This window comes from Streptomyces sp. NPDC012935, from assembly GCF_042900345.1.
Lineage (GTDB): Bacteria > Actinomycetota > Actinomycetes > Streptomycetales > Streptomycetaceae > Streptomyces.
Window position 1 is genome coordinate 290825 of record NZ_JBIBBC010000001.1, and the last position, 25464, is coordinate 316288.

The 25464-nt window shown below is 71.1% G+C and carries 24 protein-coding genes; 13 read left to right on the forward strand and 11 right to left on the reverse strand.

What is annotated here, in order from left to right; genetic code table 11:
* Window positions 1–9: 9 nt before the first annotated feature.
* The 3 genes from ACFY5C_RS01220 to ACFY5C_RS01230 form a co-directional block, all read right to left on the reverse strand.
* On the reverse strand, window positions 10–1116 hold the full coding sequence (locus tag ACFY5C_RS01220) for an NAD(P)/FAD-dependent oxidoreductase (RefSeq protein WP_389439118.1): 1107 nt from the start codon (window positions 1114–1116) through the stop codon (window positions 10–12).
* A 181-nt stretch (window positions 1117–1297) separates the two neighbouring features.
* Window positions 1298–3514, reverse strand: coding sequence for a catalase/peroxidase HPI (katG, locus tag ACFY5C_RS01225; RefSeq protein ID WP_389439120.1), 2217 nt, complete (start codon window positions 3512–3514; stop codon window positions 1298–1300).
* A gap of 24 nt (window positions 3515–3538) precedes the next feature.
* Window positions 3539–3988 (reverse strand): Fur family transcriptional regulator, encoded by a 450-nt coding sequence (locus ACFY5C_RS01230; protein WP_389439122.1) that lies wholly within the window; start codon window positions 3986–3988, stop codon window positions 3539–3541.
* Window positions 3989–4177: 189 nt separating this feature from the next.
* Here ACFY5C_RS01230 and ACFY5C_RS01235 point away from each other — a divergent pair, with 189 nt between their 5' ends.
* Window positions 4178–5551 (forward strand): alpha-lytic protease prodomain-containing protein, encoded by a 1374-nt coding sequence (locus ACFY5C_RS01235; protein WP_389439124.1) that lies wholly within the window; start codon window positions 4178–4180, stop codon window positions 5549–5551.
* Between the two features lie 98 nt (window positions 5552–5649).
* Here the strand turns inward: ACFY5C_RS01235 and ACFY5C_RS01240 are convergent, their stop codons facing one another.
* The 5 genes from ACFY5C_RS01240 to ACFY5C_RS01260 are packed head-to-tail and all read right to left on the reverse strand — an operon-like array spanning window position 5650 to window position 9589.
* A complete protein-coding gene (locus ACFY5C_RS01240; RefSeq protein ID WP_389439126.1) occupies window positions 5650–6729 on the reverse strand; it encodes a serine hydrolase domain-containing protein in 1080 nt (359 codons plus the stop codon).
* A complete protein-coding gene (locus ACFY5C_RS01245) occupies window positions 6726–7646 on the reverse strand; it encodes a DUF6895 family protein (RefSeq protein ID WP_389439128.1) in 921 nt (306 codons plus the stop codon). Before ACFY5C_RS01245 ends, ACFY5C_RS01240 begins: the two co-directional genes overlap by 4 nt.
* Window positions 7643–8674 (reverse strand): DUF6895 family protein, encoded by a 1032-nt coding sequence (locus tag ACFY5C_RS01250; protein WP_389439130.1) that lies wholly within the window; start codon window positions 8672–8674, stop codon window positions 7643–7645. The genes ACFY5C_RS01245 and ACFY5C_RS01250 overlap by 4 nt, the downstream gene beginning before the upstream one ends.
* A complete protein-coding gene (locus ACFY5C_RS01255; RefSeq protein ID WP_389439132.1) occupies window positions 8671–9381 on the reverse strand; it encodes a hypothetical protein in 711 nt (236 codons plus the stop codon). Before ACFY5C_RS01255 ends, ACFY5C_RS01250 begins: the two co-directional genes overlap by 4 nt.
* 22 nt (window positions 9382–9403) lie before the next feature.
* Window positions 9404–9589 carry a hypothetical protein gene (locus tag ACFY5C_RS01260; RefSeq protein ID WP_389439134.1) on the reverse strand — a complete coding sequence of 62 codons (186 nt, stop codon included), beginning with the start codon at window positions 9587–9589 and terminating at the stop codon, window positions 9404–9406.
* Window positions 9590–9854: 265 nt separating this feature from the next.
* Between ACFY5C_RS01260 and ACFY5C_RS01265 the strand changes: the two genes are divergently transcribed.
* The 4 genes from ACFY5C_RS01265 to ACFY5C_RS01280 all read left to right on the forward strand — a co-directional run bounded on the left by ACFY5C_RS01265 (window position 9855) and on the right by ACFY5C_RS01280 (window position 13092).
* The gene (locus ACFY5C_RS01265; protein WP_389439136.1) at window positions 9855–10328 is read left to right on the forward strand and encodes a carboxymuconolactone decarboxylase family protein; all 474 of its coding nucleotides are present in this window, start codon (window positions 9855–9857) and stop codon (window positions 10326–10328) included.
* 116 nt (window positions 10329–10444) lie between these two features.
* The gene (locus ACFY5C_RS01270) at window positions 10445–11668 is read left to right on the forward strand and encodes a macrolide family glycosyltransferase (protein ID WP_389439138.1); all 1224 of its coding nucleotides are present in this window, start codon (window positions 10445–10447) and stop codon (window positions 11666–11668) included.
* Between the two features lie 3 nt (window positions 11669–11671).
* Entirely contained in the window at window positions 11672–12157 is a 486-nt protein-coding gene (locus tag ACFY5C_RS01275) for a hypothetical protein (RefSeq protein ID WP_389439140.1), read from the forward strand.
* Window positions 12154–13092 (forward strand): hypothetical protein, encoded by a 939-nt coding sequence (locus tag ACFY5C_RS01280; protein ID WP_389439142.1) that lies wholly within the window; start codon window positions 12154–12156, stop codon window positions 13090–13092. Before ACFY5C_RS01275 ends, ACFY5C_RS01280 begins: the two co-directional genes overlap by 4 nt.
* A 95-nt stretch (window positions 13093–13187) precedes the next feature.
* Here ACFY5C_RS01280 and ACFY5C_RS01285 read toward each other — a convergent pair whose 3' ends face one another.
* Window positions 13188–14117: a UTP--glucose-1-phosphate uridylyltransferase gene (locus ACFY5C_RS01285; protein ID WP_389439144.1), complete on the reverse strand. Its 930-nt coding sequence runs from the start codon at window positions 14115–14117 to the stop codon at window positions 13188–13190.
* A 211-nt stretch (window positions 14118–14328) separates the two neighbouring features.
* Between ACFY5C_RS01285 and ACFY5C_RS01290 the strand changes: the two genes are divergently transcribed.
* The 4 genes from ACFY5C_RS01290 (at window position 14329) to ACFY5C_RS01305 (ending at window position 18645) form a co-directional block, all read left to right on the forward strand.
* Window positions 14329–15228: an RNA polymerase sigma-70 factor gene (locus ACFY5C_RS01290; protein ID WP_389439145.1), complete on the forward strand. Its 900-nt coding sequence runs from the start codon at window positions 14329–14331 to the stop codon at window positions 15226–15228.
* Between the two features lie 109 nt (window positions 15229–15337).
* Window positions 15338–17038 carry an L-aspartate oxidase gene (locus ACFY5C_RS01295; protein WP_389440633.1) on the forward strand — a complete coding sequence of 567 codons (1701 nt, stop codon included), beginning with the start codon at window positions 15338–15340 and terminating at the stop codon, window positions 17036–17038.
* Window positions 17039–17123: 85 nt separating this feature from the next.
* Window positions 17124–17870 carry an SDR family oxidoreductase gene (locus ACFY5C_RS01300; protein ID WP_389439147.1) on the forward strand — a complete coding sequence of 249 codons (747 nt, stop codon included), beginning with the start codon at window positions 17124–17126 and terminating at the stop codon, window positions 17868–17870.
* A gap of 34 nt (window positions 17871–17904) precedes the next feature.
* The gene (locus ACFY5C_RS01305) at window positions 17905–18645 is read left to right on the forward strand and encodes an RNA polymerase subunit sigma (protein ID WP_389439149.1); all 741 of its coding nucleotides are present in this window, start codon (window positions 17905–17907) and stop codon (window positions 18643–18645) included.
* A gap of 236 nt (window positions 18646–18881) precedes the next feature.
* Here ACFY5C_RS01305 and ACFY5C_RS01310 read toward each other — a convergent pair whose 3' ends face one another.
* Window positions 18882–20270 carry a glycoside hydrolase family 43 protein gene (locus tag ACFY5C_RS01310; RefSeq protein WP_389439151.1) on the reverse strand — a complete coding sequence of 463 codons (1389 nt, stop codon included), beginning with the start codon at window positions 20268–20270 and terminating at the stop codon, window positions 18882–18884.
* A gap of 281 nt (window positions 20271–20551) precedes the next feature.
* Between ACFY5C_RS01310 and ACFY5C_RS01315 the strand changes: the two genes are divergently transcribed.
* The 4 genes from ACFY5C_RS01315 to ACFY5C_RS01330 all read left to right on the forward strand — a co-directional run bounded on the left by ACFY5C_RS01315 (window position 20552) and on the right by ACFY5C_RS01330 (window position 24331).
* Window positions 20552–21976 (forward strand): amidase, encoded by a 1425-nt coding sequence (locus ACFY5C_RS01315; RefSeq protein WP_383616525.1) that lies wholly within the window; start codon window positions 20552–20554, stop codon window positions 21974–21976.
* Window positions 21977–22002: 26 nt separating this feature from the next.
* Window positions 22003–22221: a hypothetical protein gene (locus ACFY5C_RS01320; protein ID WP_389439153.1), complete on the forward strand. Its 219-nt coding sequence runs from the start codon at window positions 22003–22005 to the stop codon at window positions 22219–22221.
* A 134-nt stretch (window positions 22222–22355) separates the two neighbouring features.
* Window positions 22356–23825: a flotillin family protein gene (locus tag ACFY5C_RS01325; protein WP_389439155.1), complete on the forward strand. Its 1470-nt coding sequence runs from the start codon at window positions 22356–22358 to the stop codon at window positions 23823–23825.
* 59 nt (window positions 23826–23884) lie between these two features.
* A complete protein-coding gene (locus tag ACFY5C_RS01330) occupies window positions 23885–24331 on the forward strand; it encodes a type II toxin-antitoxin system PemK/MazF family toxin (RefSeq protein ID WP_389439157.1) in 447 nt (148 codons plus the stop codon).
* A 69-nt stretch (window positions 24332–24400) separates the two neighbouring features.
* On the opposite strand, the gene ACFY5C_RS01335 is transcribed toward ACFY5C_RS01330, so the two are convergent.
* Complete coding sequence (locus tag ACFY5C_RS01335; protein ID WP_389439158.1) at window positions 24401–25225, reverse strand: TIGR02452 family protein; 825 nt, start codon at window positions 25223–25225, stop codon at window positions 24401–24403.
* Between the last annotated feature and the right edge of the window lie 239 nt (window positions 25226–25464).

Genomic DNA, 25464 nt, shown 5'->3' on the forward strand with positions numbered 1-25464 from the left:
ACGGCAGGGTCACGCCGCGGTGTAGCCGAGCTGGCGTCTCATGTAGGGCGTCATGAGGGTCTTGGACTTGGCCAGCGTGGTGGTGCGGCCGCCAAGGACCGCCGTCTCGCCGCCCGGTACGGGCAGCATCGTCACCCCGTCGGCCGGGCCGAACGGGACGATGAGGGGGGTGCGGTGGACCGCCCGGTAGAAGCGGGGCTCCTTGCGGTGCTTGCCGGCGCTGTTCAGATAAGCGCGGATGTTCGATGCGGCCAGGTCGGCCTGGGCGAGCGCGGCCGGGGTGATCTTGAGATCGGTGGCGTCGTTCACGTCGCCGACCGCGAACACGTCCAGCCACCCCTGCACCCGCAGGGCCTGGTCGACCTTCACATGGCCCGTTCCGGTGAGCCAGTTCCCGAGCCCGGCCAGCCGCAGCCAGAGCGTGTTGGGGGTGGTCCCGGTCGCCCAGAAGGAGCGGTCGGCCTCGATGACGTTGCCACGGGCGTCCCGGTAGGTGTCGAAGTCGTTGCCGGGGGACATGAAGGAGTCCAGCCACACGTCCACGCCATGGGATTCCAGCCAGGCCCGCGCCTTGCGTCCGGCCCGCGCGCTGCCCGTCGCGTGCAGCAGCTCGGGCCCGGAGTGGGCGAGCGTGACACGGGCGTCCGGCCTGGCGAGGCGGATCTCGGCGCTGAGCTCGACACCGGAGGGGCCGCCGCCGACGACCAGGACGTGCTCGGCCGCTGCGATGTGCTGCTGATGGACGACGAGGGACTTCACCGCCTCCTCGGTGGTGGTGCCGGTGAAGCGGGCCGGTTCGGGGTAGTCGGCGCCGGTGGCGATCACCAGCACGTCGTACGGGAGCCGCTCCCCCGTCGCGAGCGTCACCTGCCGCTCGCCGGTGTCTATGCGGACCGCCTTGCCCACCGCCACCCGGCCGTTGCGCAGCAGCCGGTCGTACGGGATGAAGGGGCTGTGCGACCACTCCGGACGAACCCCGGCGCGCAGGGCGGCGATGCGGTGGAAGAAGACCTCTTTGCGGTCCACCAGCGTGACCCGCGCCGTCGCGTCCAGTCGCTTGGCCAGACGGACTCCGGCATAGCCGCCGCCGATCACCACTACGTCGCCATCAAGCACGCCCGGTCCCCTTCCTCTGGCGGCGAGCCTAGCGATTGAAACTTAAATAATTGATGGGGATGGGTGCGCTTTCTGTGAAGGGTGCGGCTGGTGCCGCAGCAGTACGCAGACGACGGCGTCCAGGCAGACCCCTGAGGGCCGGCCTGGACGCCGTGTCCGTTACGGATCGGACGAGGTCGGATCAGACGAGATCGAACCGGTCCAGGTCCATGACCTTGGCCCACGCCGCGACGAAGTCCTTCACGAACTTCTCCTTCGCGTCGTCGCTCGCGTAGACCTCCGCGAGCGCGCGCAGCTCGGAGTTCGAGCCGAAGACGAGGTCGGCACGGGTACCGGTCCACTTGACGGCGCCCGAGGCGTCACGGCCCTCGAAGGTCGTCTGGTCGCCGGAGGTCGACTTCCACGTCGTGCCCAGGTCGAGCAGGTTGACGAAGAAGTCGTTGGTCAGCACGCCCGGGGTGTCCGTGAACACGCCGTGCGAGGACTGCCCCTGGTTGGCGCCCAGGACGCGCAGACCACCGACGAGGGCGGTCATCTCGGGCGCGCTCAGGGTGAGCAGGTTGGCACGGTCGAGCAGCAGGTACTCGGCCGGCAGGCGGTTGCCCTTGCCGAGGTAGTTGCGGAAGCCGTCCGAGGTCGGCTCCAGCGCGGCGAAGGACTCCGCGTCGGTGTGCTCCTCGGTCGCGTCGACACGGCCCGGAGTGAAGGGGACCGCCACGTCGAAGCCGGCGTCCTTGGCGGCCTTCTCGACCGCGGCGGCACCGCCGAGGACGATCAGGTCGGCCAGGGAGACCTTCTTGGCACCGGAGTTGAACTCGGACTGGACGCCCTCCAGGACGCGCAGGACCTGCGCGAGCTGGTCGGGGTCGTTGACCTCCCAGCCGTTCTGCGGCTGCAGACGGATACGGGCGCCGTTGGCACCGCCGCGCTTGTCGCTGCCGCGGAACGTCGAGGCCGACGCCCAGGCGGTGGAGACCAGCTGCGAGACGGTCAGGCCCGACTCCAGGAGCTTGGCCTTGAGGGCCGCGGCGTCCGCGGCGTCGATGGCCTCGCCCTCGGCCTGCGGCAGCGGGTCCTGCCACAGCATCGTCTCCGCCGGGACCTCCGGGCCGAGGTACAGGGACTTCGGGCCCAGGTCACGGTGGGTCAGCTTGTACCAGGCGCGGGCGAAGGCGTCCGCGAACTCGGCCGGGTTCTCGTGGAAGCGCTTCGAGATCGGGCCGTAGATCGGGTCGAAGCGCAGCGAGAGGTCGGTGGTGAGCATCGTGGGCAGACGCTTCTTCGACGAGTCGTGCGCGTCGGGGATGATCTCCTCGGCGTCCTTGGCCACCCACTGGTTGGCGCCGGCCGGGGACTGGGTCAGCTCCCACTCGTAGCCGAAGAGGATGTCGAAGAAGTCGTTGCTCCACTGGGTGGGCTTGGTGGTCCAGGTGACCTCCAGGCCGGACGTGATGGCGTCGCCACCCTTGCCCGTGCCGTAGGTGGACTTCCAGCCCAGGCCCTGCTCCTCCATGGAGGCGGCCTCGGGGTCGTTGCCGACCGCGTCGGCCGGGCCGGCGCCGTGGGTCTTGCCGAAGGTGTGACCACCGGCGATCAGGGCGACGGTCTCCTCGTCGTTCATCGCCATGCGGCGGAACGTCTCACGGATGTCGCGGGCCGCGGCGATCGGGTCCGGGTTGCCGTTCGGGCCCTCCGGGTTGACGTAGATGAGACCCATCTGGACGGCGCCGAGCGGGTTCTCCAGCTCACGGTCGCCGGTGTAGCGCTGGTCGTCCAGCCAGGTGGTCTCGGGGCCCCAGTAGACGTCCTCGTCGGCCTCCCACACGTCGGCGCGGCCGCCGGCGAAGCCGAAGGTCTCGAAGCCCATCGTCTCCAGCGCGACGTTACCCGTGAGGATCATGAGGTCGGCCCAGGAGATGGACTGGCCGTACTTCTTCTTGACCGGCCACAGCAGACGGCGGGCCTTGTCCAGGTTGCCGTTGTCCGGCCAGCTGTTCAGCGGGGCGAAGCGCTGCTGGCCACGGCCGCCACCGCCGCGGCCGTCGCTGATGCGGTAGGTGCCGGCACTGTGCCAGGCCATACGGACCATCAGCGGGCCGTAGTTGCCGAAGTCGGCGGGCCACCAGTCCTGCGAGGTGGTGAGCACCTCGGCGATGTCACGTTTCACGGCCGCCAGGTCGAGGGCCTGGAACGCCTCGGCGTAGTCGAACTCCGCACCGAGCGGGTTGGCGACAACAGGGTCCTTGGCAAGGATCTTCAGGTTGAGCCGCTCCGGCCACCACTGGCGGTTTCCACCGCCCTGGGTGGGGTGCGCAGCGCGATCATGCGCGACGGGGCAGCCGCCGCCGGTGCCCTCCGTCTTGGCGTCGGTGACGATCGCATCGGGGTTCTCAGCCATGGGAAACCTTCCGAACTAGGTGGATCACAGTGCTCGGGGTGCACTGCGGGCGGTGGAGCAGTCGGGGCACAGGCCCCAGTAGATGACCTCGGCCTCGTCGATGGTGAAGCCGTGGTCCTCGGACGCGGTCAGACAGGGCGCCTCGCCGACCTCGCAGTCGACATCCGCGACGACACCGCACGACCGGCACACGATGTGGTGGTGGTTGTCGCCGACACGCCCCTCGAACCGGGCGGGGCTGCCGGCCGGCTCGATACGGCGGACGAGTCCCGCTGCCGTGAGTGCGTGGAGGCCCTCGTAGACGGCTTGCAGGGAGACATGACCCACGCGATCACGCACCCCTGAGGCGATGGCCTCGACACCGAGGTGGTCACCGGCCCGGACGGCCTCTAGCAGCGCCACACGCGCCGCCGTCACCCGCAGGCCGGCACCGCGGAGCTCCTCGGCAGGGGTCGGAGTCTGGGATGCGGTCATGGCAGACAACCTACCGCGCTAAACACGAATCATTCAAGAAAACGAATGATGAAACTCTGGTGCGTCTCGCTGGCCCGTCCACACACCGCCCAAAGCGCGAAAAATCATCTTTTCTGACATCGAGTCAGGCCTTTTTGTCAAGGCCTTCATTGGTCGTAACCCCACCTGTACTCGATGGAGGTACATCGCATGCTCGGCAGACATACCGCGGCGGGCCGCCGCGTCGCCCTCACCGCTATCGGCGCCCTCGCCCTCACCGGCGCCACCTCGGCCGCGGCGGCCGAGCCGCCGCCGGCGGTGCCCGCGTCCACCGCCGCGCAGACGCTCGGTGCCGACCGACCGCCGGCCGCGCTGTTGCGGGCCCTGGAGCGGGACCTGAAGTTGAAGCCGGGGCAGGCGGCCGAGCGACTGGTCAACGAGGCGGAGGCGGGCGTCCGCGCAGGTCGCCTCCGCAATTCCCTGGGCGAGCGCTTCGCGGGTGCCTGGCTGCGCGGGGCGACCGCGGCCGAGCTCACCGTCGCCACCACACACGCCGGCGACGTGGCCGCCATTCAGGCGCAGGGCGCGAAGGCCGCGGTCGTCAAGCGGCCGCTGAGCGAGCTGCGAGCCGTCAAGCAGAAGCTGGATGCCGCCTCCGCCCGGGTCAAGACGCGCGACACGCCGGTCTGGTACGTCGACGTGCCGACGAACCGGGTCGTCGTGCAGGCGACCAAGCGGTCGGCCGCCACCGCCTTCATCAAGTCCGCGGGTGTCCGGGGCAAGGGCGTCGGCGTACGCCTGTCGGAGCACCGGCCACGGCTCTTCGCGGACCTCGTCGGCGGCGAGGCCTACTACATCAACGGCTCGGCCCGCTGCTCCATCGGGTTCTCCGTCACCAAGGGCGCCCAGCAGGGCTTCGCCTCGGCGGGCCACTGCGGTAGCCCGCAGGACGAGACCACCGGCTTCGACATGTCCGAGCAGGGCACGTTCCAGGCCTCCACGTTCCCCGGCAAGGACATGTCCTGGGTCGCCGTGAACAGCGACTGGACGGCAACGGCCGACGTGAAGGGTGAGGGCGGCCAGCGTACGCAGGTCACCGGCTCGGTCCAGGCGCTCGTCGGGGCGTCGATCTGCCGCTCCGGTTCCACCACCGGATGGCACTGCGGGACCATCGAGCAGCACGACACGAGCGTCAGCTACTCCGAGGGCACCGTCAACGGCGTGACCGAGACGACCGTGTGCGCGGAGCCGGGCGACTCCGGCGGCCCGTACCTCTCGGGCTCCCAGGCACAGGGCGTGACCTCCGGCGGCTCGGGTGACTGCACGGACGGCGGGACCACCTTCTACCAGCCGATCAACCCGATCCTCAGCGACTTCGGCCTCGTCCTGAAGACCGCGTCCGCCCAGAAGGGCGTTCCCGCTCCGCAGGACAACGGTGCGGCCGACGCCTGGGCCGCGGGCCGCGTCTACGAGGCCGGCTCCACGGTGACCCACGCGGGTGTGCGCTACCAGTGCCTGCAGACCCACCAGGCCCAGGGCAGGTGGTCGCCGGTGGCCACTCCGGCCCTGTGGCAGAAGATGTAGGCGGTCCGAGGAGTCGTACGGCTTCGGTGCGGGGCGCTGTCCCCGCACCGTCCGATCCCGGCCCCCAGCGCACCCAGCGGCTCCCCCCTGCTCCCCCGCTACTCCTCCGCCAGGAACCCGTACGCGGTGGTGACGAAGGGGTCGTGGGCGCGGAAGCGGCGGGTGCACACCGCGGCCAGGGCCGTTCCCGTGTCCGGCCGGAAGCCCAGGAAGGCCTGCTGGCCGAGGGTGGCCCCGCTGTGGAAGTACAGCGGCCCGCCGTCGGTGGGGTGCCGGAACCACGCCACCGTGTGCACGTGCCGGTGTCCCGGGCCGCGCCGCAGGACGGGTGTGCGCACCGCCCGCAGCGCGTCGGCCGGCGGTGAACCGGCCGGGTCGAGGTGCGCCTCGAGGAAGGTGAGCAGGTCGTGCGGCGTGGCACGGACCGCGCCGGCCGCCTCGAAGCCGCCCGCGTCGAAGGCGGGAGTGGGCGTCCGTCCGTCCTTGCCGTGCCCGACGGCGTCGGCTTTCGGGTCCTCCGCCCGCAGGGCCGTGCCGCTCAGTCCGAGGGGACGCAGTACGTGCGTGGCGAGCAGTTCCTCCCACGCCGTACCGCACACCGCCGCGAGGGCGTGGCCGAGCACGGCGACGCCGAAGTTGGAGTAGTGCCAGCGGGTGCCGGGCCGGTGCCGTGGGCGGTACCGCAGGAAGGCGTCCGTGACCCGCTCGGCCGGATACCGGCCGTAGGGATTGGTGCGCCAGGCGGGCAGCGCCCGGCGGTAGAAGTCGGCCGGCAGGGCGGGCAGCCCGGCGGTGTGCGTGATGAGGTGGGCCAGCGTCACCGGGTCCGGACCGGTCCGCCGGCCGGGGGCCAGGCAGGCGGCGGCCGGTTCGCCCCCGGTCAGCAGACCGCGCCGGACGAGCTGGGCCAGCAGCAGGCCGGTGAACGTCTTCGAGGCCGAACCGATCTCGTAGCGCAGGTCCTGCCGGGGGACGGGCGGGGGCGGGCCCGTCCCGGCGCAGTGCACCGTGCGGCGGCCGTGCCGGGACACCGCGAAGACGACGTCGGGTGCGTCGACGGCATCGGCGGCGCTCTCCAGGCGCTCGCGCAGGGCGTCGTCGTCGCCGGGACCGTCGTCCACGTGTGGCCGGTCCACGTCGTCGGCGATGCCCGGCCAGGGCGTGGACCGGCCGGTCATGAGGTGGCGTGCGTCAGCTCGGACAGGGCGCGGGAGGTGGCCAGCACGGAGGCGAAGGCGGCGACCAGCGTCGGGTGGTAGATCATGTCGAACAGGTCGTCCGGCTCGCCCTCGGGCATGTCCCGTACGGCGGGCATGGCGCCGTCGGCCTGCTGCGCGGCGGCGAAGCCCTCCCAGCCCCGTTCGTCCAGGGTGGGGCGCGGCAGGCAGGCGTCGACGACGAGAAGTTCGCCGAGCAGGTCCCAGCGCTCGAGGTCCAGCCAGTCGTCGATCCAGACCGGCAGCCACATGGCGAGGTAGTCGGCGATGTCCGGCGGCAGGCCGTCGGGGTGCTCTCCCCAGTCGGTGAGGTGGAACACCGTGTGGGTGAGGTCGTAGGCGATGTGCCCGCTGACCGTCCAGGGCTCGGGCCTGCTGCCCAGCCAGGTGGAGCCGACGATGTCCGCCTCGGGCGTGCGGGGCGTGAGGCCGAAGCGGCGCTGGAACGCGGACAGTCCAAGGCGTCGGGTCGGGTCCAGTTCGAGGGCCGCCCAGCTGTTGAGCCGCTGGTAGAGGACGGTCGCACGCTCCACCTCGGGCTCGCTGTACCCGAGTTCCTTGTACGGCAGGTACACCTCGAACGGGATGGGCGAGAGCGGTTCGATGCGCTGGCCGCGCACCAGCATGCGCCCGCCGTCCAGGGTGTGCCGCCAGGTGTGGTCGAGGAGCTTGCGCGCCAGTTCGGCCTGGCGCGAGCCGGCCACGCCTTCACGGAACAGCACCCGGCAGATCAGGGCCAGTTCGCCGACCGGTTTGAAGCGCTCCAGGAAGCCGACTTCGGGATCGACGTCGGGCTCCAGGCGGAAGCCGTCGCGATGGGCCCACAGCCACTCCAGGGCGCGCACGCCGACGGTGTGCATCAGACGGGTGTCGGTCATCCGGGCACTCCTTGTCCCCCGTACCGGTTCCGCACGCCTTCCGCGTGCGGTGCGCGGCCGTCGGCGTGGCCGCCGCCGTCCTCTTCGGCCTCGCCGCTCAGGCACTTCACGGTCTGTGCCGCCGCGAACGCGGCCATCAGCGTGGAGTGGTAGCAGTGCAGGAAGTCCGGCTCCGCGTCCGCTCCTCCCTCACCCTGAGGGGCCTGCTGCGGCAGGGCGCCCGAGTCGTGCTGCGCCCGCGCGATCCGGGTCCACGCGTGCTCCAGCGTCGCCGGGTCGGGCGGGCACGTCAGGCTGGCGGCGACCACCAGCAACTCGCAGCTCAGGTCCCACATCCCGGCGTCCAGGCAGGTGTCGAGCCAGGGCGGCAGCCAGTGGGCCAGGTAGGCCGTCAGGTCGGCGGGGACGCCCGCGGGGAGGCGGCCCCAGTCGGTGAGGTGGAAGACGACGTGGGTGAGCGCGTACCCCGAGGAGCGCTCGAACGTCCATGGCTCCGCCAGCCCGCCCAGCCAGGTGCTGCGCAGCACCGGCTCGGCCTGCTCCGGCCGGTCGATGCCACTGCGCCGTTCGGCCTTCAGGACGCCGAGCCGACGGGTCGGCTCCTGCTCGGTGAGCCGCCAGCCGCGGGTGCGGGCCGTCGTGGCCGCGGCTGCCTCGTACCCGGCATGCCGCAGCCCGGCCGCGGCGAAGACGGAGTAGACCTCCAGCGGATAGGTCGCGAAGGGTTCCCACCGCTGCAGGCGCAGGAACAGTTCGCCCCGGCCGGTCTGCTGCCAGGCGAACCGCAACAGGTCCGCGGCGTACGCATGCAACGGGTCCCAGGCCGGAGTGTGCGAGCGCACGCTCGCACAGGTCTGGGCGAGTTCCCCGAGCGGTTTCCAGGTGGCGTCGACCTGGCCGTCGGCGGTGAGCGCGTCCTCGCCCAGCGCGAAGTCCTCGCGGTGGGCGGACAGCCAGGCGAACGCGGCGGCTCCTACGTCCCGGATCGCACCTGCGTCCACGGCGCTCACGGTGGTCGTATCGGTCATACGAGTGCTCCGGCCGCCCGCATGACCCGTGCCGCCTGGACCTGGAGGGCCACCCGGGGGTCGATCCCGCCCATCAGTTCCACGAAGTCGAGGCCCGCTTCGAGGCCGAGCGTGTCCGGTACGCCCTCGATCAGGGTCAGCCAGCGTCCCGCCCCGGCGGCCTGCTGCCAGTCCCTGCGGCGCACCGCGCGTACGAAGCCGCGGGCCAGGTCGACCGGGCGGCTCCGGGCCACGCGGACCACGGCACAGTCCTCGCCGGGCACCGCGAGAGGGGCCAGGACCGCGAGTTGGTGTGTCAGCACCTGCCAGGTCGCCGCGTCGAGCCATGCGGCGTCGGGTTCTGTGTCCCCGTCCCCGGCGGATGCGCCTGTCAGAGGTGTGTCGAGGCGCAGCAGGGTGCGGCGCATCGCCCAGTGACTCCATCGGACGGTGGGTGCCGCTTCGGGGCGCGGCGGGAAGGCCTCCACTGTCTGCCGGAACACGGTAAGTACGTCCGAGGCGGGCGGAGTCGGGAAGAGTACGTGCGGCAGCAGCAGGTCTGCTCCCACCACGCGTACGGCCGCGAGGGCGAACTGCCCCTCGGGGTCGTCGACCGCCGCTGTGCCGGACATGCGCACGTGGTCTCCGCCCCGGAGGGCGGAGACCACGTCGGACGCGATGTCCTGCACAGCGCCCTGCAAGAGGGCCGAAGTGCCTGACTGGTCCATTCAGCTGCTCCCGTTCGTCCGCTCAGCCCTTCTTGGGGCGAGGGGTCGGCGGGGACAGCAGCAGCTTGGTGTCCGCGGAGAGCAGCGCCAGGGCGGCGCACTCACGGCTGTCGCGGAAGACGCCGTCGGGCTCGGCAGGGTCAAGTGCCGCTTCCAGGTCGGTCCGGACACCCGTGATCTCTTCGATCGCCTTGTCAATGGAAGGCATATCACCATCTCCTCTGGGGTCAGCCATAGCCTCCATGACCCAGAGCACCACACAGTCACATAGCGCGCATCTTTTCCCAGAAGGCGACATAAGTCCCTTCTTCAACATTCCCACCATGCGCACCGGCAACGCCTCGAACTCCGGTGCCGTGGCGCGCAGTTGAGCTTCACGGACGGTGAGACGCAGCTCACACACCTCGTCCTGTCACATGTGCCGGGTTACTCCGGTCAGTAGGGCGTACCCCACTTCAAGACAAGGAGCTCCCGTGGAATCGCGTCTCAACTACTTCGGCAACGCCCTGGCAGGCAAGGTCCTCAAGCACATCAACTCGGCCGGCAAGGTGGTCTCGGACTCGACCCTGCCCGCCACGGTCCAGGAGCTGGTGAAGATCCGCGCAAGCCAGATCAACGGCTGCGGCTTCTGCACGGACATGCACATCAAGGACGCCGCCCACGCCGGCGAGACCGCGCAGCGTCTCCACCTGGTCGCGGTCTGGCGGGAGGCGACGGTCTTCACGGAGGCCGAGCGCGCCGCCCTGGAAGTGGCGGAGCAGGGCACCCGCATCGCCGATGCCGCGGGTGGTGTCTCCGACGAGGCGTGGACCAACGCCGCCAAGCACTTCGACGAGGACCAGCTCGTGGCCCTGATCTCCCTCCTCGGGGTCATCAACGCCTACAACCGCATCAACGTCATCAACCAGCAGCCCGCCGGGGACTACCAGCCCGGCCAGTTCGGCTGACCGGTCATGACGGGGGCTGGACTGCCGTCCCGGACCGAGGAGTTGGCGGCCCCGTACAGCGCGGTGGCCGCCGGCCCGCACGGGACATCGACTTCTTCCCTGGTGGAGGCCGGCCTGTGAGCACCATCGCGTTCCTCAACATCGGCATGCACGGGCACGTCAACCCGACACTGCCGGTCGCGGCCGAGCTCGTCCGGCGCGGCCACACCGTCGTGTACCACACCTCGCCCGCGTTCCGGGCGGAGATCGAGGCCACCGGCGCGACCGTGCGTCTCTACCCCGGAGGGGAACCGCCGCTTCCCGATCCGCCGACGCCGGTCACGCTGCTGGAGTGCCTCGCGGACACCACCGTCCGGCTGCTGCCCACGGTGCTCGACGACCTGCGCCGCGACCGGCCCGACCTGATCGTCCACGACAGTTCCTGTCTGTGGGGCGCGGTGGCCGCACGTGAACTCGACGTGCCGGCGGCCTCGTCGTTCACCACGTTCGCCTTCAACCGGCAGGTCCCCAGCCCCACCAGCGGGTCGTGGCAGCTGCTGGCAGCGGCACGCAGGCAGCCCCGCAGCGTGCGGCGTTACCTGCGCTCGCGCCGGGAGCTGCATCGCCGCTTCGACGCGCGCGGGGTGCCACCGCTCGACCTGCTGAACATCCGTCAGCCGCTCAACCTGGTCTACACGTCACGGACTTTCCAGCCCGCCGTCGAGCACTTCGACCAGTCCTACCGGTTCGTCGGCCCGAGCATCGGCGCCCGCCTCATCGACCCGTCGTTCGAGGCCGGCCGGCTCCAGGACCCGGTGCTGTACGCCTCCCTCGGCACGGTGTTCGACGCCGACCCGAAGCTGCTGCGTACGTTCGCCACCGCACTGGCCCCGCTGGGCGGGACCGTGATCGTTTCCACCGGGCAGACCGATCCCGACGCGCTGGGCCCGCTGCCGGCCAACGTGCTCCCCCGGCGTTTCGTGCCGCAGCCGGAGGTGCTGGCCCGGGCGGCGCTTTTCATCACCCATGGCGGCATGAACAGCGTCAACGAGGCCATGTACGCCGGGGTCCCGATGCTGGTGGTCCCGCAGGGCGCCGACCAGCCGATGATCGCCCGTCGTGTCGTAGGGCTCGGCGCGGGCCTGTCGCTCCGTACCCAGGACGTCGCCAAGGGCTCGGTGCGTGCCCTCGCCCGACGTCTGCTGCACGAGCCCGCGTTCCGGGCAGCCGCGACGACCCTCAAGGCCGCCCAGCACGACGCCGGTGGATACCGGCGGGCCGCCGACGAACTGGAGCGGTACGTGCACACCGCCCGCTCGGTCCGCCGTCCGGTCCCCGCCGACCCCTCACGGCGAGGTTGAGCGATGTCCGCTGTCGTCCTCCTGCTGCTGTTCGCCGGGCTGTCCGAGGCCACCGGGCGCATCCTGCCGCTGCTGGCCCGTCGGCCCGGCATGCCGCGGCTGCTCGTGGCCGGGTTGCTGCCTGCTGCCGGCCTCGTCGAGGCCGCCGTGTTCGCGCTGTGGCCGCTGACCGCGTGGACCCTGGCCGAGCTGGTGGTGTCCGCTCCGCCGCCGGGCGACGGGATGGGCTGGACGCCCGGCCTGGTCGCGCCGCTGATGCTCTCGGCCGTGCTCGCGTTCCCCCTGCTCGGGCCGCTGCTGCACCTGCTGCTCTTCGTGGGTGTCGGCGCCGGGCTGGCCGAGCCGCTGGCGCAGGCGACCGGGCTCGGCTGGTGGGGCGCCGCCGGCTGCGTGGCCGTCGCCGGGGCCGGACTCGGTATCGCTGTGGAGGCCGTTCGGCGTCTGGTCGTACGGATCAGTGCACCCCGGACACCGGAGCCGGTCGCATGAACGACTTCCTGTTCTGGGCCTGCGTGCTCGGGCCCGTCCTGCTGGCCGAAGGGCTGCTGGCCCGCTACGAGGTGCTGGTCTACAGCGCCGGCTTCCGGGCCCCCACCAGCGAGCTCCCCGAGGGGGTGCCCTATGCCCGGGGTGCCGCCGCCGACCGGCCCCCGGAGGCGTACCTGGTCTACCTGGACGGCATCGGGAAGCGCCGCGTGCGCGACACCCGGGACGGCGGTCAGCTGGTCAAGGCCGTGCTCGCCGCAGCGCCGGAGCTGCGCGTGCTGGGGCAGGTGCAGCCCTACTCGCCGCTGGCCGACCCGCTCGCCGACCGCCCGGTGTGGGCCTGGCTGCGCCGCCGCGTCGGGCTGCTGCTGTTCCTGCACAACGTCATGCAGATCTTCGTCGCCGCCGACCACCGCTACCGCCCCCTGTACAACCGGGCCGTCGGCTCCCAGACCGCCACGCAGCTGCGGCTCGCCGGCTACGAGCCCGGCAGCGGCATTCCCGTGGTGCTGCTGAGCTACAGCGGCGGCGCCCAGGTCGCCACCGGCGCGGTCGACGAACTGCACACCCGGCTGCGCTGCCCGCTCCTGCTGATCACGCTCGGCGGGTTCCACAACGGCGCCAACGATCTCACCAAGGCCGCGCACCTGCATCAACTCACCAGCGCGCACGACTGGATCGAGCGGGTCGGCACCTGGATGTTCCCGCAGCGCTGGCGGCTGCTGCGCGGCAGCGGGTGGAACCGCGCCCGCCGCGCCGGGAAGATCACCGTGCACCGACTCGATCCGGCCACCCACCTCGGTCCGCGCAGCTACATCAGCCCCGTGGCCCAGCTGCCCGAGGGCCGCAGCCACCTCGACCGCACGACTGACACCGTGATCGCACTCATCCGCGCCCGGCACTGGGCGCGGGCGGCAACGGACCGCCCCGTGTCATGAGGCGCCATGTCATGAGGCCCCGTGTCCTGAGGCCGCGATTCATGAGCCCGCGGGCCATGAGGCGGCTCCGTGTCATGAGGCCCCGTGCCGGCGGCTCAGCTCCCGGTCTCCGTGCGGCGGGCGGCGGCTCCGTCGGCGTCGAGCCCGGAGACCAGGCCGCGCAGCAGCGGGCCGTACTCCGGGTGGGCGAGGGCGGAGGCCATCTGGGCGACCAGGTAGTCGGCCGGGTTGCCGGTGTCGTACCAGCGCCCCTTGATGACCTGGCCGTAGACCGCGCGGGTGGCGGCGTAGGCGTTGATGGCGTCGGTCAGATAGACCTCGCCGGTCCGGTGCTCGTACCAGCGGCGGGTCTGCTCGCGCAGTTCGTCGATGATGCCGGGGGTGACCACGTAGCCGCCGATCGCGGCGTACGACGAAGGCGCGGCGGCGGGCTCGGGCTTCTCGACCAGACCGGTGATGCGCAGCTGACCGTCCCCGAGGTCCTCCTTGACGATGGGCACGCCGTAGCGCTGGGACTCGGTGGGGTCCATCGGCAGCAGGGCCAGCACCGGGCAGCCGGTCTGTTCGTAGGCCCGGATCAGCTGCTGGGCGCGAGGCACCTCGGCCACGAAGACGTCGTCGGGCCACAGCACCAGCACGGGCTCGTCGCCGAAGGAGCGGGCGGCGTTCAGCACCGGAGTGCCGTTGCCGTACGGGCCGTACTGGTCGAGGTAGGTGATGTGGCCCTGGCGGGCCAGCTCGGCGACCTCCTCCACCGCGTCGGCGTACGCCGTCTTGCCGTCCTGGCGCAGCTGCTCGACGAGGGCGGGGTTGGGGCGGAAGTGGTCCTGGATGAGGCTCTTGCCGCCGGAGACCACGATGGTGATGTCGGTGATGCCGGAATCCACCAGCTCACGCACCGTGTGCTCGATGACCGGCTTGTCGCCGACCGGGAGCATCTCCTTCGGTGTCGCCTTCGTCAGGGGCAGCAGTCGGGAGCCGAGCCCCGCGGCGGGGATCACAGCCCTGCGGATCGTCGGGGACATCACATCTCTCTCGGTCGATCGACGCGCCGCACCGGCGGACACGGCACGTGTTCGACGCTACCAACGCCTGCCACGACCCCGCCGACCGCCCCGTTCGCGGATCGCGGCCGGGCTCGGGCAGCTCTGACGGACGTCCGGGGAAGGTGGCTCCCGGCAGCGCGCGCCCTGGGATGCCCGCTTGTAGCCTGGTCGTCCAGGACTGGAGGACTCCATGCCCGCCGAGGATGACGCAGCCCCCCTCGACCAGGCCGCACAGCAGTTCATGGCAGCGCGCCCCCAGCTCTTCGGCATCGCCTACCGCGTGCTCGGCAGCACCGTGGAGGCCGAGGACATCGTCCAGGAGGCGTGGCTGCGGTGGCAGAAGACCGACCGCACCGACATCGAGGAGCCGACGGCGTTCCTGACGACCGTCACGACCCGACTGGCGATCAACCTCGCCCAGTCCGCGAGGATGCGGCGTGAGTCGTACGTCGGCCCCTGGCTTCCGGAGCCGGTCGACACCCGGGCGGATCCGCAGGTGGGTGCGGAGCGGGCCGAGGCCCTCGACATGGCGGTGCTGCTGCTCCTCGAGAAGCTCAACCCCGTGGAGCGGGCCGCCTACGTACTGCGGGAGGCCTTCGCCTACCCCTACAAGCAGATCGCGGACATCGTGGAGTCCAGCGAGGCCAACACCCGCCAGCTGGTGAGCCGCGCGAGGAAACACCTGGCGGCGGAGCGCAGGGAGCCGGTCAGCTCCACCGCTCACCGGCGTCTGCTCGAGGCGTTCCTCGCCGCGGCCCAGACCGGCAGTCTGTCGGTGCTGGAGGAGGTGCTCACACAGGACGTGGTCAGTTACGCCGACGGTGGCGGAATGCGCGGGGCGTCCAGGATCCCGGTCGTCGGGCTCGATCACGTCTCCAAGTACCTCGCCGCCTTCGCCCCGCGGTTCTGGCCGTCGACACAGGTGCGCTGGGTCGAGGCCAACGGCAGGCCGGCCGTCCTCGTCGTCTCGGCCGACGGCAACCCGATGGCGCTGCTCTGCGTCGACGTGTCGGACCGGGGCATCGAACGCATCATGTGGGTCATGAATCCGGCCAAGCTGGCGCCCTACGTGGCTTCGCTGACCGGCTGAGACCGCTCCTGCCGAGGGCTGTCACAGATCCGTCCGCCGGTCGGTCGTAGTGAGTGACGCCCCCTGATCGGAGAAGACCGTGGCAGTCACCGAACAACGTCTTTCCACCATGGTGCTGGTGATCGGCACCGGAGGTGCCGGCCTGCGTGCCGCGATCGAGCTGGCCGAGGCCGGTGTCGACGTCCTCGCGGTAGGCAAGCGCCCCAAGGAGGATGCCCATACGGCACTCGCTGCCGGAGGCATCAACGCGGCGCTGGCCACCATGGATCCCGAGGACAGCTGGCAACAGCACGCGGCGGACACGATCAAGGAGAGCTATCTGCTCGCCGACCCCCGCACCGTGGAGATCGTCACCCAGGGCGCCGGCCGGGGCATCGACGACCTGGAACGCTTCGGCATGGCCTTCGCCCGGGAGGAGGACGGCCGTATCTCGCAGCGGTTCTTCGGCGCGCACAAGTTCCGGCGCACCGCCTTCGCAGGCGACTACACCGGTCTGGAGATCCAGCGCACCCTCGTCCGCCGCGCCGAGCAGCTCCAGATCCCCGTCCTCGACGGCTTCTACGTCACCCGGCTCCTGGTGCACGACGGTGCCGTCTTCGGTGCCTACGGCTTCGACCTCGCGACCGGACGGCGTTGCGTGATCCACGCCGACGCCGTCATCCTCGCCGCCGGCGGCCACACCCGGATCTGGCGGCGTACCTCCTCGCGGCGCGACGAGAACACGGGGGACTCCTTCCGCCTGGCCGTGGAGGCCGGAGCCCGCCTGCGCGATCCGGAGCTGGTCCAGTTCCACCCCTCGGGCATCATCGAGCCGGAGAACGCGGCCGGCACCCTGGTCAGCGAGGCCGCCCGGGGCGAGGGCGGGATCCTGCGCAACGCCCTCGGGGAACGGTTCATGGCCCGCTACGACCCCGACCGGATGGAGCTGTCCACGCGCGACCGCGTGGCCCTGGCCTCCTACACGGAGATCAAGGAAGGGCGGGGCACCCCCAAGGGAGCGGTGTGGCTCGACGTCTCCCATCTGCCCCGGCAGACGATCATGACGCGACTCCCCCGCGTCTACCAGACGATGCTCGACCTCCAGATGCTGGACATCACCCGCGAGCCGATCGAGATCGCGCCCACCGCGCACTACTCGATGGGCGGCGTGTGGGTGCGTCCCGAGGACCACAGCACCGAGGTGCGGGGCCTGTACGCCATCGGTGAGGCGTCGAGCGGGCTGCACGGCGCCAACCGCCTCGGCGGCAACAGCCTCATCGAGCTGCTGGTCTTCGGCCGCATCACGGGGCAGGCGGCCGCCGCGTACTCACAGTCGCTGACCGCGCAGCGCCGGTCGGCGTCGGCAATCGCCGAGGCCCGTGCGGAGGTCGACGGCCTGCTCGCGGCGGACGGGCCGGAGAACGTGCGTGCCCTGCAACGCGCCGTCCGCAACACCATGACCGAGCACGCCGGAGTCGTACGCGAGGAGGATGGCCTGCGTGCGGGGCTGGCGGAGCTCGCGGTGATCGAGAAGCGGATGGCGGACGTCGGCGTACACCCGGACATCGCCGGCTACCAGGACCTCGCGCACGCCTTCGATCTCAAGTCCGCCGCCCTGGCGGCGAGGGCCACCCTCGAGGCGGCGCTGGAGCGTCGTGAGACCCGCGGCTGTCACAACCGCAGCGACTACCCCGACCTGGACCCCGCCCTGCAGGTCAATCTCGTGTGGTCCCCGACGGACGGTGTCACACGCGAGAGCATCCCGAGCGTTCCCGACGAGATCTCTTCGCTGATGGAGGAGGTCTCGACCGACGGCAAGCTCGCCGAATGAGCTTCTGTGCGAACTGCTGTCACAAGCAGGGCCCCTGTCCTGTCACTTCAGTGCAGAGCAGAATTCTCTCCGAGAGGAAACCGCCATGAAGGTCGTAGTGATCGGTGGAACCGGGCTCATCGGTTCGAAGCTCGTCGGCAAGCTGGAGGAGCACGGGCACGAGGCGGTCGCGGCCGCGCCCGACACCGGTGTCAACACGCTGACGGGCGAGGGCCTCGCCGAGGTCCTGAAGGACGCGTCGGTCGTGGTCGACGTGTCCAACTCCCCTTCGTGGGAGGACGACGCCGTCATGAACTTCTTCCGCACCTCCACCACCAACCTGCTCGATGCGGAGGCCGAAGCCGGCGTGACGCACCACGTCGCGCTGTCCGTGGTCGGCACCGACCGCCTCCAGGAGAGCGGGTACTTCCGCGCCAAGCAGGCCCAGGAAGAGCTGATCAAGGCATCCGGTATGCCCTACTCCCTCGTCCACGCCACCCAGTTCTTCGAGTTCATCAAGGGGATCGCGGACATCTCGACCGAGGGCGACACGGTGCGGCTGGCCCCGGCCAAGTTCCAGCCGATGTACTCCGACGACGTGGCAGCGGCCGTCGGCCGTACCGCGGTCGGCGAGCCCGTCAACGGCACGGTGGAGATCGCGGGCCCCGACGTGTTCCAGCTCGACGAGCTCATCCGCGAGACGCTCTCCGCCCAGAACGACCCCCGCACGGTCGTCACCGACCCGCACGCCCCGTACTCCGGGGCCGAGTTGGAGGAGACCACGCTCCTGCCGGGTCCGGACGCGCACATCGCCGGGACCAGGCTGTCCGACTGGCTCGCGAAGCAGCAGTAGTTCCTGCGACGTGGCCCCTGCCCGGGAGATACCGATGGCGGGTACGGATGACGCGGTCCCGATCGCGGAGTTGCTCGACGAACGGCGGCATCTGCTGCATGTCGCCTACTGGATGCTCGGCAGCAGCCGTGCGGCGGAGCGCGTCATCGACGAGACCTACCGACAGTGGTTCGAGCTGCCGGAACCGGCGCGGGCGCGGATCACGGTGCCGCGCTCATGGCTCGCGGGCGTCGCCGGGAGCATCTGCCTGACCTGGCCGTCCCTGCCCGAGCAGAACAGGGCCGGCGCGATCGCCGACATCGCGCGCCGGACCGAATGGCCTGCTGCCGAGCCCCCGGTCGCCGAAGCGGCCGACCTGGCCCGGCACAGTCTGCGCTCCCGGCGCGCGCGTCCCACGTCGGCCCGGCAGCACGACACGGTGGTGCGAGCGGTGCATCTGGCCTGCGTGACGGACGACGAGGGACTCCTGACGTCCCTCCTCGCGGCCGATGCCACGGCCTTCTTCGACGGTGGCGGCAAGGTGCGGACCTTGATCCATCCGGTCCACGGCAACACCCCCGTCGCCCGCACCCTGCTGACCCTGCTGGCCCGCCATCCGCGGACCACCTTGCACACCCATCCGGTCAACGGACTGACCGGTCTGGTGGCGCGCTACGGCCCTCAGGTCGCCGCGGTCATCAGCCTCGACGTCGCCGGCGCTCACGTCGTCCAGGTGTGGGGCACCCTCAACCCCGACAAGCTCCGCACCTGGAACCGCCCCTCACCCGGCAGCTGACGGGCCGGGCACATCACCGGCACTGGCGGGCGGAGTTGATTTGCTCGGGGAAGCCGTCCACCGCATAGAACGGGCCGGAACGGCCGTTGTCGTTCAGGCTGGGCGCGTTCACGTCGTAGACGCTGACGGTTCTCGAAGCCGGTGCAGCTCCACGCCGCGTTGGCGTTCGCGGTGCCGTTGGTGAACGCCTTGGCGTCACCGGAGCTGGCCGCTGCCGGAACCGCCTGAACTCGCCTTCACGCCCAGGCAGTCACCGGCACGAACGAACTGTCCTGCCGGAACAGATCCGTCCCGTCTCCCCGTTCCACCCGCAGCTGATAGCCGTAGTGCCGCAGGTAGTACCCGGGATAGTTGTAGGACTCGAAGCGGAGCGAGCCGCTCGACGCGCCCGTGCGGGCGACGAACGTGGCGTCCCTCGCGAACGTCGACGTGCCGTCGTGGGTGTCGAAGCGGGCCCGGAAGTCCCAGTGGCGGAGGTACTTGCCGGAGGAGTCGCGGAAGGAGCAGCCGTTCGCGTCGGCGAGGCCGGGCAGCACCGTGAAGGTCGATGCCTGCTTCTCGGCGGTGGTGCTGGAGCCGCTGACCACCGGGAGGTTGAGCAAGGAGGACTGTGCCTGCCAGTAGCGGGTGGTGTAGTTGGCCGACTGGAAGGAACGGGTGACGTTCTTCGCCAGGGCGGGGCCGCCCGGGACGGTCTCCTTGATGACGGTGAAGTGGCGGGCGGTTCCGGAGACGGCGGGCAGAGCGGCCGGTGCGGACCAGGTCGCGAAGGTGTCGTAGCTGTCGCTGGAGTAGTACGTGCCGTCGCCGTAGCCGTCGAAGAAGAGCCGCCAGCCACCGTTGTCGAGCTGGACGAGCGCCGGGCCCTCGCGGTAGCTCCCCCAGCCCGCCCAGTCGCCGGTGCGGGAGATCGTGTACGGGCCGGTGAGGCTGGACGCCGTGGCGTACTCGATGTACTTGGTCGTCTCGTTCTTCGTGAAGGCGTGGTAGGTCGAGCCGAGCTTCACGATGAACGTGTCGATGTGGTTCGCGCCGATCCCGGACAGCGCCACCGGTGAACTCCATCCCGTCAGCGCGGAGTTCGTGGCCTTCAGCAGGTACGGCGTGAAGATCCACTCGTCGCTGGTGGTCGAGCAGGACACGATGACGTTCACGCTGCCGTCGCTGTCGACGAACCACTCCGGCGCCCACGCACGGGAGAGATTGGCGATCGGCACCGTGTGGTCGTACAGGAACGTCCAGTTGACCCTGTCGGAGCTGCGGGCGAAGCCGATGGTGGTGCTGGTGTCCTGCCAGGTGTGGGTCGTGTAGGTGACGTAGTAGTAGCCGTTGGTGTGCTTGAAGATGCTCGCGTCGCGGATGCGGTTGCTCGGCGGGGTGTACGCGGAGGCCCTCACCAGGCGGAAGTCGGTGGCATCGTCCGACTGGTAGACGTTCACGGTGCCGTCGTCCCTGTTCAGGAACGGCACGATCGTGTAGCGCGTGGCAGAGCCGCCGGGCGGTGCGGCGGCCAGGGCGGTACCGAGCAGTCCGGGCGCCTCACCCAGCGCGAGGGCCGAGGCGGGCAGGACGGCCATCGCTCGCAGCAGGGTGCGGCGGGACGGCCTGGGGGGCGGTGGGGTCACGGCGGCTCTCCATGACGTCAAGGGGTTCGGAGATTCAGGGGTCACACGGGTCGGACCTTTTCAGGTGTTCGGTATATCGAACATAGTTCGGTAAGGCGATCAGACGGTAGGGGTGAGGCCAGGCCCCGTCAATCCTTCGCGCACGAAGCGGAAGAGGCCTGTGGGAATCCTGTGCTCCTTCAGGGCTCCCCCAATCGGACTCCCCCCGTTTCCGAAGTCGTTCCACCGGCGGGCCCCGGAGGTTACTGTTCGGTAGACAACGTCGTCCCGGAGGTGCCCGTATGACACCCGACCGTGCCGTAGGCCTCGCCGAGTCCGCCCGTGCGCTGGCCGACGGGGAGGTGACGTCGCAGGCGCTCGTCGCGGAGGCGCTCGCGCGGATCGAGGCGACCCAGGGGTCCCTCAACGCCTTCCGGGTGGTCCGGGCCGAAGCCGCCCTCGCCGAGGCGAAGGCCGCCGACGCCGAACTCGCCGCCGGTGGGCGCCGGCCGCTGCTGGGCGTACCGGTCGCGGTGAAGGACGACATGGACGTGGCGGGCGAACCGACCGCGTTCGGCTGTTGCGGCGAGTTCCCTCCGGTCGCCGAGGACGGAGAGGCGGTACGGCGGCTGCGCGCGGCCGGGGCGGTGATCGTGGGCAAGACGAACACCTGCGAGCTGGGGCAGTGGCCGTTCACCGAGGGCCCGGCCTTCGGCGCGACCCGCAACCCGTGGCACGCGGACCACACGCCCGGCGGCTCGTCCGGTGGTTCGGCAGCCGCCGTGGCCGCCGGACTGGTGCCCGCCGCGCTCGGCTCGGACGGCGCCGGTTCGGTGCGGATCCCGGCATCGTGGACGCATCTGATCGGCATCAAGCCACAGCGCGGCCGCGTCTCCACCTGGCCGCGCGGCGAGTCCTTCCAGGGCATCACCGTCAACGGCACCCTCGCCCGTACGGTCGCCGACGCGGCCCTCCTGCTCGACGCCGCCGCCGGTAATCACGATCTCGACCCGCACCGCCCGCCGGCGGTGGACGCCTCGCAGGCCGTGGGCCGCGAACCCGGACGGCTGCGCATCGCGCTCTCCCTCAAGCCGCCGTTCACCGCCCTGCCCGCCCGTCTGCAGCCGGAGGTGCGGGCCAGGGTCGTCCGACTCGCCGAGAAACTGAGCGCGTTGGGGCACTTCGTCGAGGAGGCCGATCCGCCGTACGGCCAGATCGGGCTGACCTTCATCCCGCGCGCGACGGTCGGGATCGCCGAGTGGGCGAGCGCAGCGCCGTTCCCCGCACTGCTCGACCGGCGCACCCGGGACGCCGCCCGGCTGGGCCGGCTCCTCGGCGGGGTCCCGCTGCGGGCGGCCCGGCGCGCGGAGGCGGTGCTGCACCGTCGTATCGGCGCGTTCTACGAGTCGTACGACGTGATCCTCGCGCCCACGACGGCCGCTCCCCCGCCCCGCATCGGCGCGATGCTCGAACTCGGCGGTTTCGCCACCGACCGGGCGATGATCGCCGCCTGTCCCTACGCCTGGCCGTGGAACGTGCTGGGCTGGCCCGGTGTGAACGTCCCCGCCGGGTTCGTGGACGGTCTGCCCGTCGGTGCCCAGTTGCTCGGGCCGGCGAACAGCGAGCCCCTGCTGATCTCGCTGGCCGCGCAGTTGGAGGCGGAGCTGCGCTGGCACGAGCTGTGGCCGCCGCAGCAGGGCGAGACCGTTCCCGCCCCGGTCGTCTGAGGGGCCGCAGGTCCTACTCTGTGACGATGGACGATGCGTCGATGGTCGGGCTCATGGGGCGGGTCACCGGCACGGTGGGACCCGGGCTCGTCGGCGAGGTGATGGTCCGGGTGCGCGGCGGCGCCGAGCACTTCCTCGCCTATCCGGCCACCGGCTCCGACCGCATCGAACGCGGCACGGTGGTGATGGTGGTGGAGTACCAACCGCCGCGGACCGTCTACGTCCAGGCGGCATACGACAGTTGAGCCCGCTCCCTCGCAGGTGAGAGCCGTCTGCGTCAAGGTTGCGGCAAGGATGCGTCAACCCCTGTATTTGCGTGGCGCACAGGCGCACACTCCCATTCGTTCGGTGCCGAAAGGGCACCATCCAAAGGGGGCGTATGCCGATGGTTGTCGGCGTCGTTGCGGGGGTGGCAGCAGCTGCCGTCCTCGTTCTGATCGGTCTGTTCAAGATGATGTGGCGGGTCGCCGAACCCAACGAGGCACTGGTCATCTCCGGCTCCAAGCACCGCACCGAGGGGCTCGAGGAGGGCATGGGCTTTCGGATCGTCACCGGGCGGGGCACGTTGGTGCTGCCCGGGGTGCAGGCGGTGCGCAAGCTGTCGCTCGACCTGAACGAGACCGAGTTGCAGGTGGACTGCGTGACGCACCAGGGCATTCCGCTGAAGGTGCGGGGCGTGGTCATCTTCAAGGTGGGCGACGACTTCGTGTCGATCGCGAACGCGGCCCGTCGTTTCCTGGACCAGCAGAAGCTGATGTCGGAGCGGGTGCACAACGTCTTCGCCGGTCATCTGCGGTCCATCGTGGGCGGGTTGACGGTGGAGGACATGATCCGCGACCGGGAGAAGCTCACCGGGCAGACGCGGGCGGCGTGCGGTACGGAGATGGAGAAGCTCGGGCTCATCGTCGACTCGCTGCAGATCCATGAGATCGAGGACCCCACCGGGTACATCCAGAACCTGGCGATGCCGCACGCGGCGGCCGTGCAGCGGGACGCGCGGATCGCGCAGGCCGAGGCGAACCGTCTCGCCACCGAGGCGGAGCAGCAGAGTTACGCGCGGATGGCCGAGGCGACCCGGGACAGCGAGATCCTCCAGGCGGGCTACCAGGCCGAGCGCGACAAGGCGGGGGCCAAGGCCCGGCAGGCCGGTCCGCTCGCCGACGCGGCCGCCCGGCAGGAGGTCGTCGTCCAAGAGACGCGGGTCGCCGAACTGGAGGCGCACCGGCGCGAGCAGCAGCTCCAGGCCGATGTCCGCAAGCCCGCCGACGCGCAGGCCTACGAGAAGCGCACGCTGGCCGAGGCCGAGCGCGACGCGCGGATCTCGGCGGCGCAGGCCAAGGCGAAGGAGACGGAACTCGCGGCGGCCGCCGAGGCCACTCGGGTCAAGACGGCCGCGGGCGCCGAGGCCGAGGCGACCAAGGCCCGCGGCACGGCGACGGCCGCGGCGACTCGCGCCACCGGCGAGGCCGAGGCCGCCGCCGCACAGGCCCGGGGCCTCGCGCAGGCCGAGGCAGCCAGGGCCAAGGGACTCGCGGAGGCGGAGGCCATCAAGGCACGGGCCTCCGCACTGGCCGAGAACCAGGAGGCCGTGGTCGCGCAGCAACTCGCCGAGAACTGGCCGGAGATCGTCCGCGCCGGCGCGTCCGCCTTCGGCAGCGTCGACAACATGGTGCTGCTCAACGGCGCCGACGGGATGGCGGACATGTTCGCCAAGGCGCTCACCATGGGCGGTACGGGACTCGGGCTGGCCCGCCAGCTGCTGGCGTCGATGAACCAGAACGGGCAGGTGCCGAAGGAGGGTTCCCCGCTCAACGGGCTCGCTCAGAAGGTGCCGATGGACGAGAAGTGACCCGGCGCGAGACGTGACCCGGCGGGTGTGCTCACGGAGGCAGCCTCTAGGGTGCCCCCGTGAGCATCCCCACCGCTGAGAACGTCCCGGGCCGCCACGGTCCCTCCGCCACCACCGAGGCCGATCCCCGCAAGGTCGGCAAGGTGCGCACCGAGTACTCCCCCGCGCACGACGGCGACCCCGACCCCGGGGAGATCGTCTGGACCTGGGTGCCCTTCGAGGAGAACGACGGGCGGGGCAAGGACCGGCCGGTGCTCGTGGTGGCCCGGGAGGCCGGCGGGACGTTCCTCGCGGTGCAGCTGTCGAGCAAGCGGCACGACGGGGACCGTGAGTGGGTCGCCATCGGCAGCGGGCCGTGGGACCGGACGGGGCGCGACTCCTGGGTCGACGTGGACCGCATCCTGCGCCTGCACGAGCAGGGTATGCGCCGGGAGGCGTGCGCCCTGGACCGGGGGCGGTTCAACCTGGTGAGGCACCGGCTGCACGAGCGCTATGGCTGGACCTGAGCGTCACCGCAGGCACTGAGCGCCACCGCAGGCACTGAACACCCTGAGTGCCACCGCTGGACCTGAGCCCTACCGCTGGAGCTGCCCCTCGGGGAACGCCCGCACGAACGCGGCTCGCACCGGGCTGTCGGGCGTGCGGTCCAGGATGCCGAACACCACGTGCTCGAAGGCCCCGGAGAACCGCCCGCCGGGCGCGAGCAGCCCACGGAACGCGCCCGCCACCTGCGCCGGGTCGTTCTGGAACACCCCGCAGCCCCAGGCACCGAGCACCAGTCGCCGGTACCCGTGCGTGACAGCTGTCTCCAGCACCCGCTCCGCCCGGGTGGCAAGGGCGCCCGGCAGCTCGGCCGTGCGCTGCGGGGCCGTACGCCGGATGACGCCCGCGTTCGGTGCTGCTGCGGTCAGGAAGCCCGCGGTGTACGGGGCGTCCAGCAGGCTGCCGCGGTCGTCGCGGAAGACGGGCACACCGGGTGAGTGGATGACACGGTCGGTGTAGAACGGGTCGCGGTGGGCGCGGTGGTGGTCGTAGAACGCGCGGGCGCCGAGCAGGCTGCTGTACAGCGCCGAGGCGCGGCACAGGGCTTCTTCCTGGGCCTGGGCGCCGTTCAGGTAGCCGCCGCCCGGGTTGCGGGCCGAGGCGAAGTTCAGTACGGCTGTCCCGGCGCCGAGGCGGCGGGCCGCCTCCAGGCTGCTCTCGCCCGTGACCTCGAAGAACGTCTCCCGCCGGGGGACCTGCGGCACCGGCACCGGGTCCGGCCCGTACATCCGGGTGCCGTCCCGCGCCGCCTCGATCGCCGCCGCGAGGGACACCTCGCGGCCGTCCGGCGCGCGATACCTCCCCGCCGCCACGATCTCCTGCGTCTGCTGCGCGATGCCGCGCAGGCGCGCGCTCATGGCGCCACCCCCGTGTGCGCCATGACCGTGCGACCGCGTCGGCTGCACGCGATCTCCCCCGCCGTGCTCATGCACGCATCCTGGGCGATGCTGGTCGTGCGGTGCAACAGAATTCCCGGGCGCCGACAGTCGACCGAGAACGGCCGGGAAAGCCCCAGCCAACACCCGGGGAGCAAAGATTACGCACCCGGAACGTGCCGGTACGCGCCCTTGTGCGAAGCGACGTGAGGGTCTTGGGT

What these genes read in the sequence shown, in the direction of transcription:
- katG (WP_389439120.1), bottom strand. Translation starts at nt 3,514, where the DNA reads ATGGCTGAGAACCCCGATGCGATCGTCACCGACGCCAAGACGGAGGGC.
- ACFY5C_RS01230 (WP_389439122.1), bottom strand. Translation starts at nt 3,988, where the DNA reads ATGACCGCATCCCAGACTCCGACCCCTGCCGAGGAGCTCCGCGGTGCC.
- ACFY5C_RS01235 (WP_389439124.1), top strand. Translation starts at nt 4,178, where the DNA reads ATGCTCGGCAGACATACCGCGGCGGGCCGCCGCGTCGCCCTCACCGCT.
- ACFY5C_RS01240 (WP_389439126.1), bottom strand. Translation starts at nt 6,729, where the DNA reads ATGACCGGCCGGTCCACGCCCTGGCCGGGCATCGCCGACGACGTGGAC.
- ACFY5C_RS01245 (WP_389439128.1), bottom strand. Translation starts at nt 7,646, where the DNA reads ATGACCGACACCCGTCTGATGCACACCGTCGGCGTGCGCGCCCTGGAG.
- ACFY5C_RS01250 (WP_389439130.1), bottom strand. Translation starts at nt 8,674, where the DNA reads ATGACCGATACGACCACCGTGAGCGCCGTGGACGCAGGTGCGATCCGG.
- ACFY5C_RS01255 (WP_389439132.1), bottom strand. Translation starts at nt 9,381, where the DNA reads ATGGACCAGTCAGGCACTTCGGCCCTCTTGCAGGGCGCTGTGCAGGAC.
- ACFY5C_RS01260 (WP_389439134.1), bottom strand. Translation starts at nt 9,589, where the DNA reads ATGCCTTCCATTGACAAGGCGATCGAAGAGATCACGGGTGTCCGGACC.
- ACFY5C_RS01275 (WP_389439140.1), top strand. Translation starts at nt 11,672, where the DNA reads ATGTCCGCTGTCGTCCTCCTGCTGCTGTTCGCCGGGCTGTCCGAGGCC.
- ACFY5C_RS01280 (WP_389439142.1), top strand. Translation starts at nt 12,154, where the DNA reads ATGAACGACTTCCTGTTCTGGGCCTGCGTGCTCGGGCCCGTCCTGCTG.
- ACFY5C_RS01285 (WP_389439144.1), bottom strand. Translation starts at nt 14,117, where the DNA reads ATGTCCCCGACGATCCGCAGGGCTGTGATCCCCGCCGCGGGGCTCGGC.
- ACFY5C_RS01290 (WP_389439145.1), top strand. Translation starts at nt 14,329, where the DNA reads ATGCCCGCCGAGGATGACGCAGCCCCCCTCGACCAGGCCGCACAGCAG.
- ACFY5C_RS01295 (WP_389440633.1), top strand. Translation starts at nt 15,338, where the DNA reads ATGGTGCTGGTGATCGGCACCGGAGGTGCCGGCCTGCGTGCCGCGATC.
- ACFY5C_RS01300 (WP_389439147.1), top strand. Translation starts at nt 17,124, where the DNA reads ATGAAGGTCGTAGTGATCGGTGGAACCGGGCTCATCGGTTCGAAGCTC.
- ACFY5C_RS01305 (WP_389439149.1), top strand. Translation starts at nt 17,905, where the DNA reads ATGGCGGGTACGGATGACGCGGTCCCGATCGCGGAGTTGCTCGACGAA.
- ACFY5C_RS01315 (WP_383616525.1), top strand. Translation starts at nt 20,552, where the DNA reads ATGACACCCGACCGTGCCGTAGGCCTCGCCGAGTCCGCCCGTGCGCTG.
- ACFY5C_RS01320 (WP_389439153.1), top strand. Translation starts at nt 22,003, where the DNA reads ATGGACGATGCGTCGATGGTCGGGCTCATGGGGCGGGTCACCGGCACG.
- ACFY5C_RS01325 (WP_389439155.1), top strand. Translation starts at nt 22,356, where the DNA reads ATGCCGATGGTTGTCGGCGTCGTTGCGGGGGTGGCAGCAGCTGCCGTC.
- ACFY5C_RS01335 (WP_389439158.1), bottom strand. Translation starts at nt 25,225, where the DNA reads ATGAGCGCGCGCCTGCGCGGCATCGCGCAGCAGACGCAGGAGATCGTG.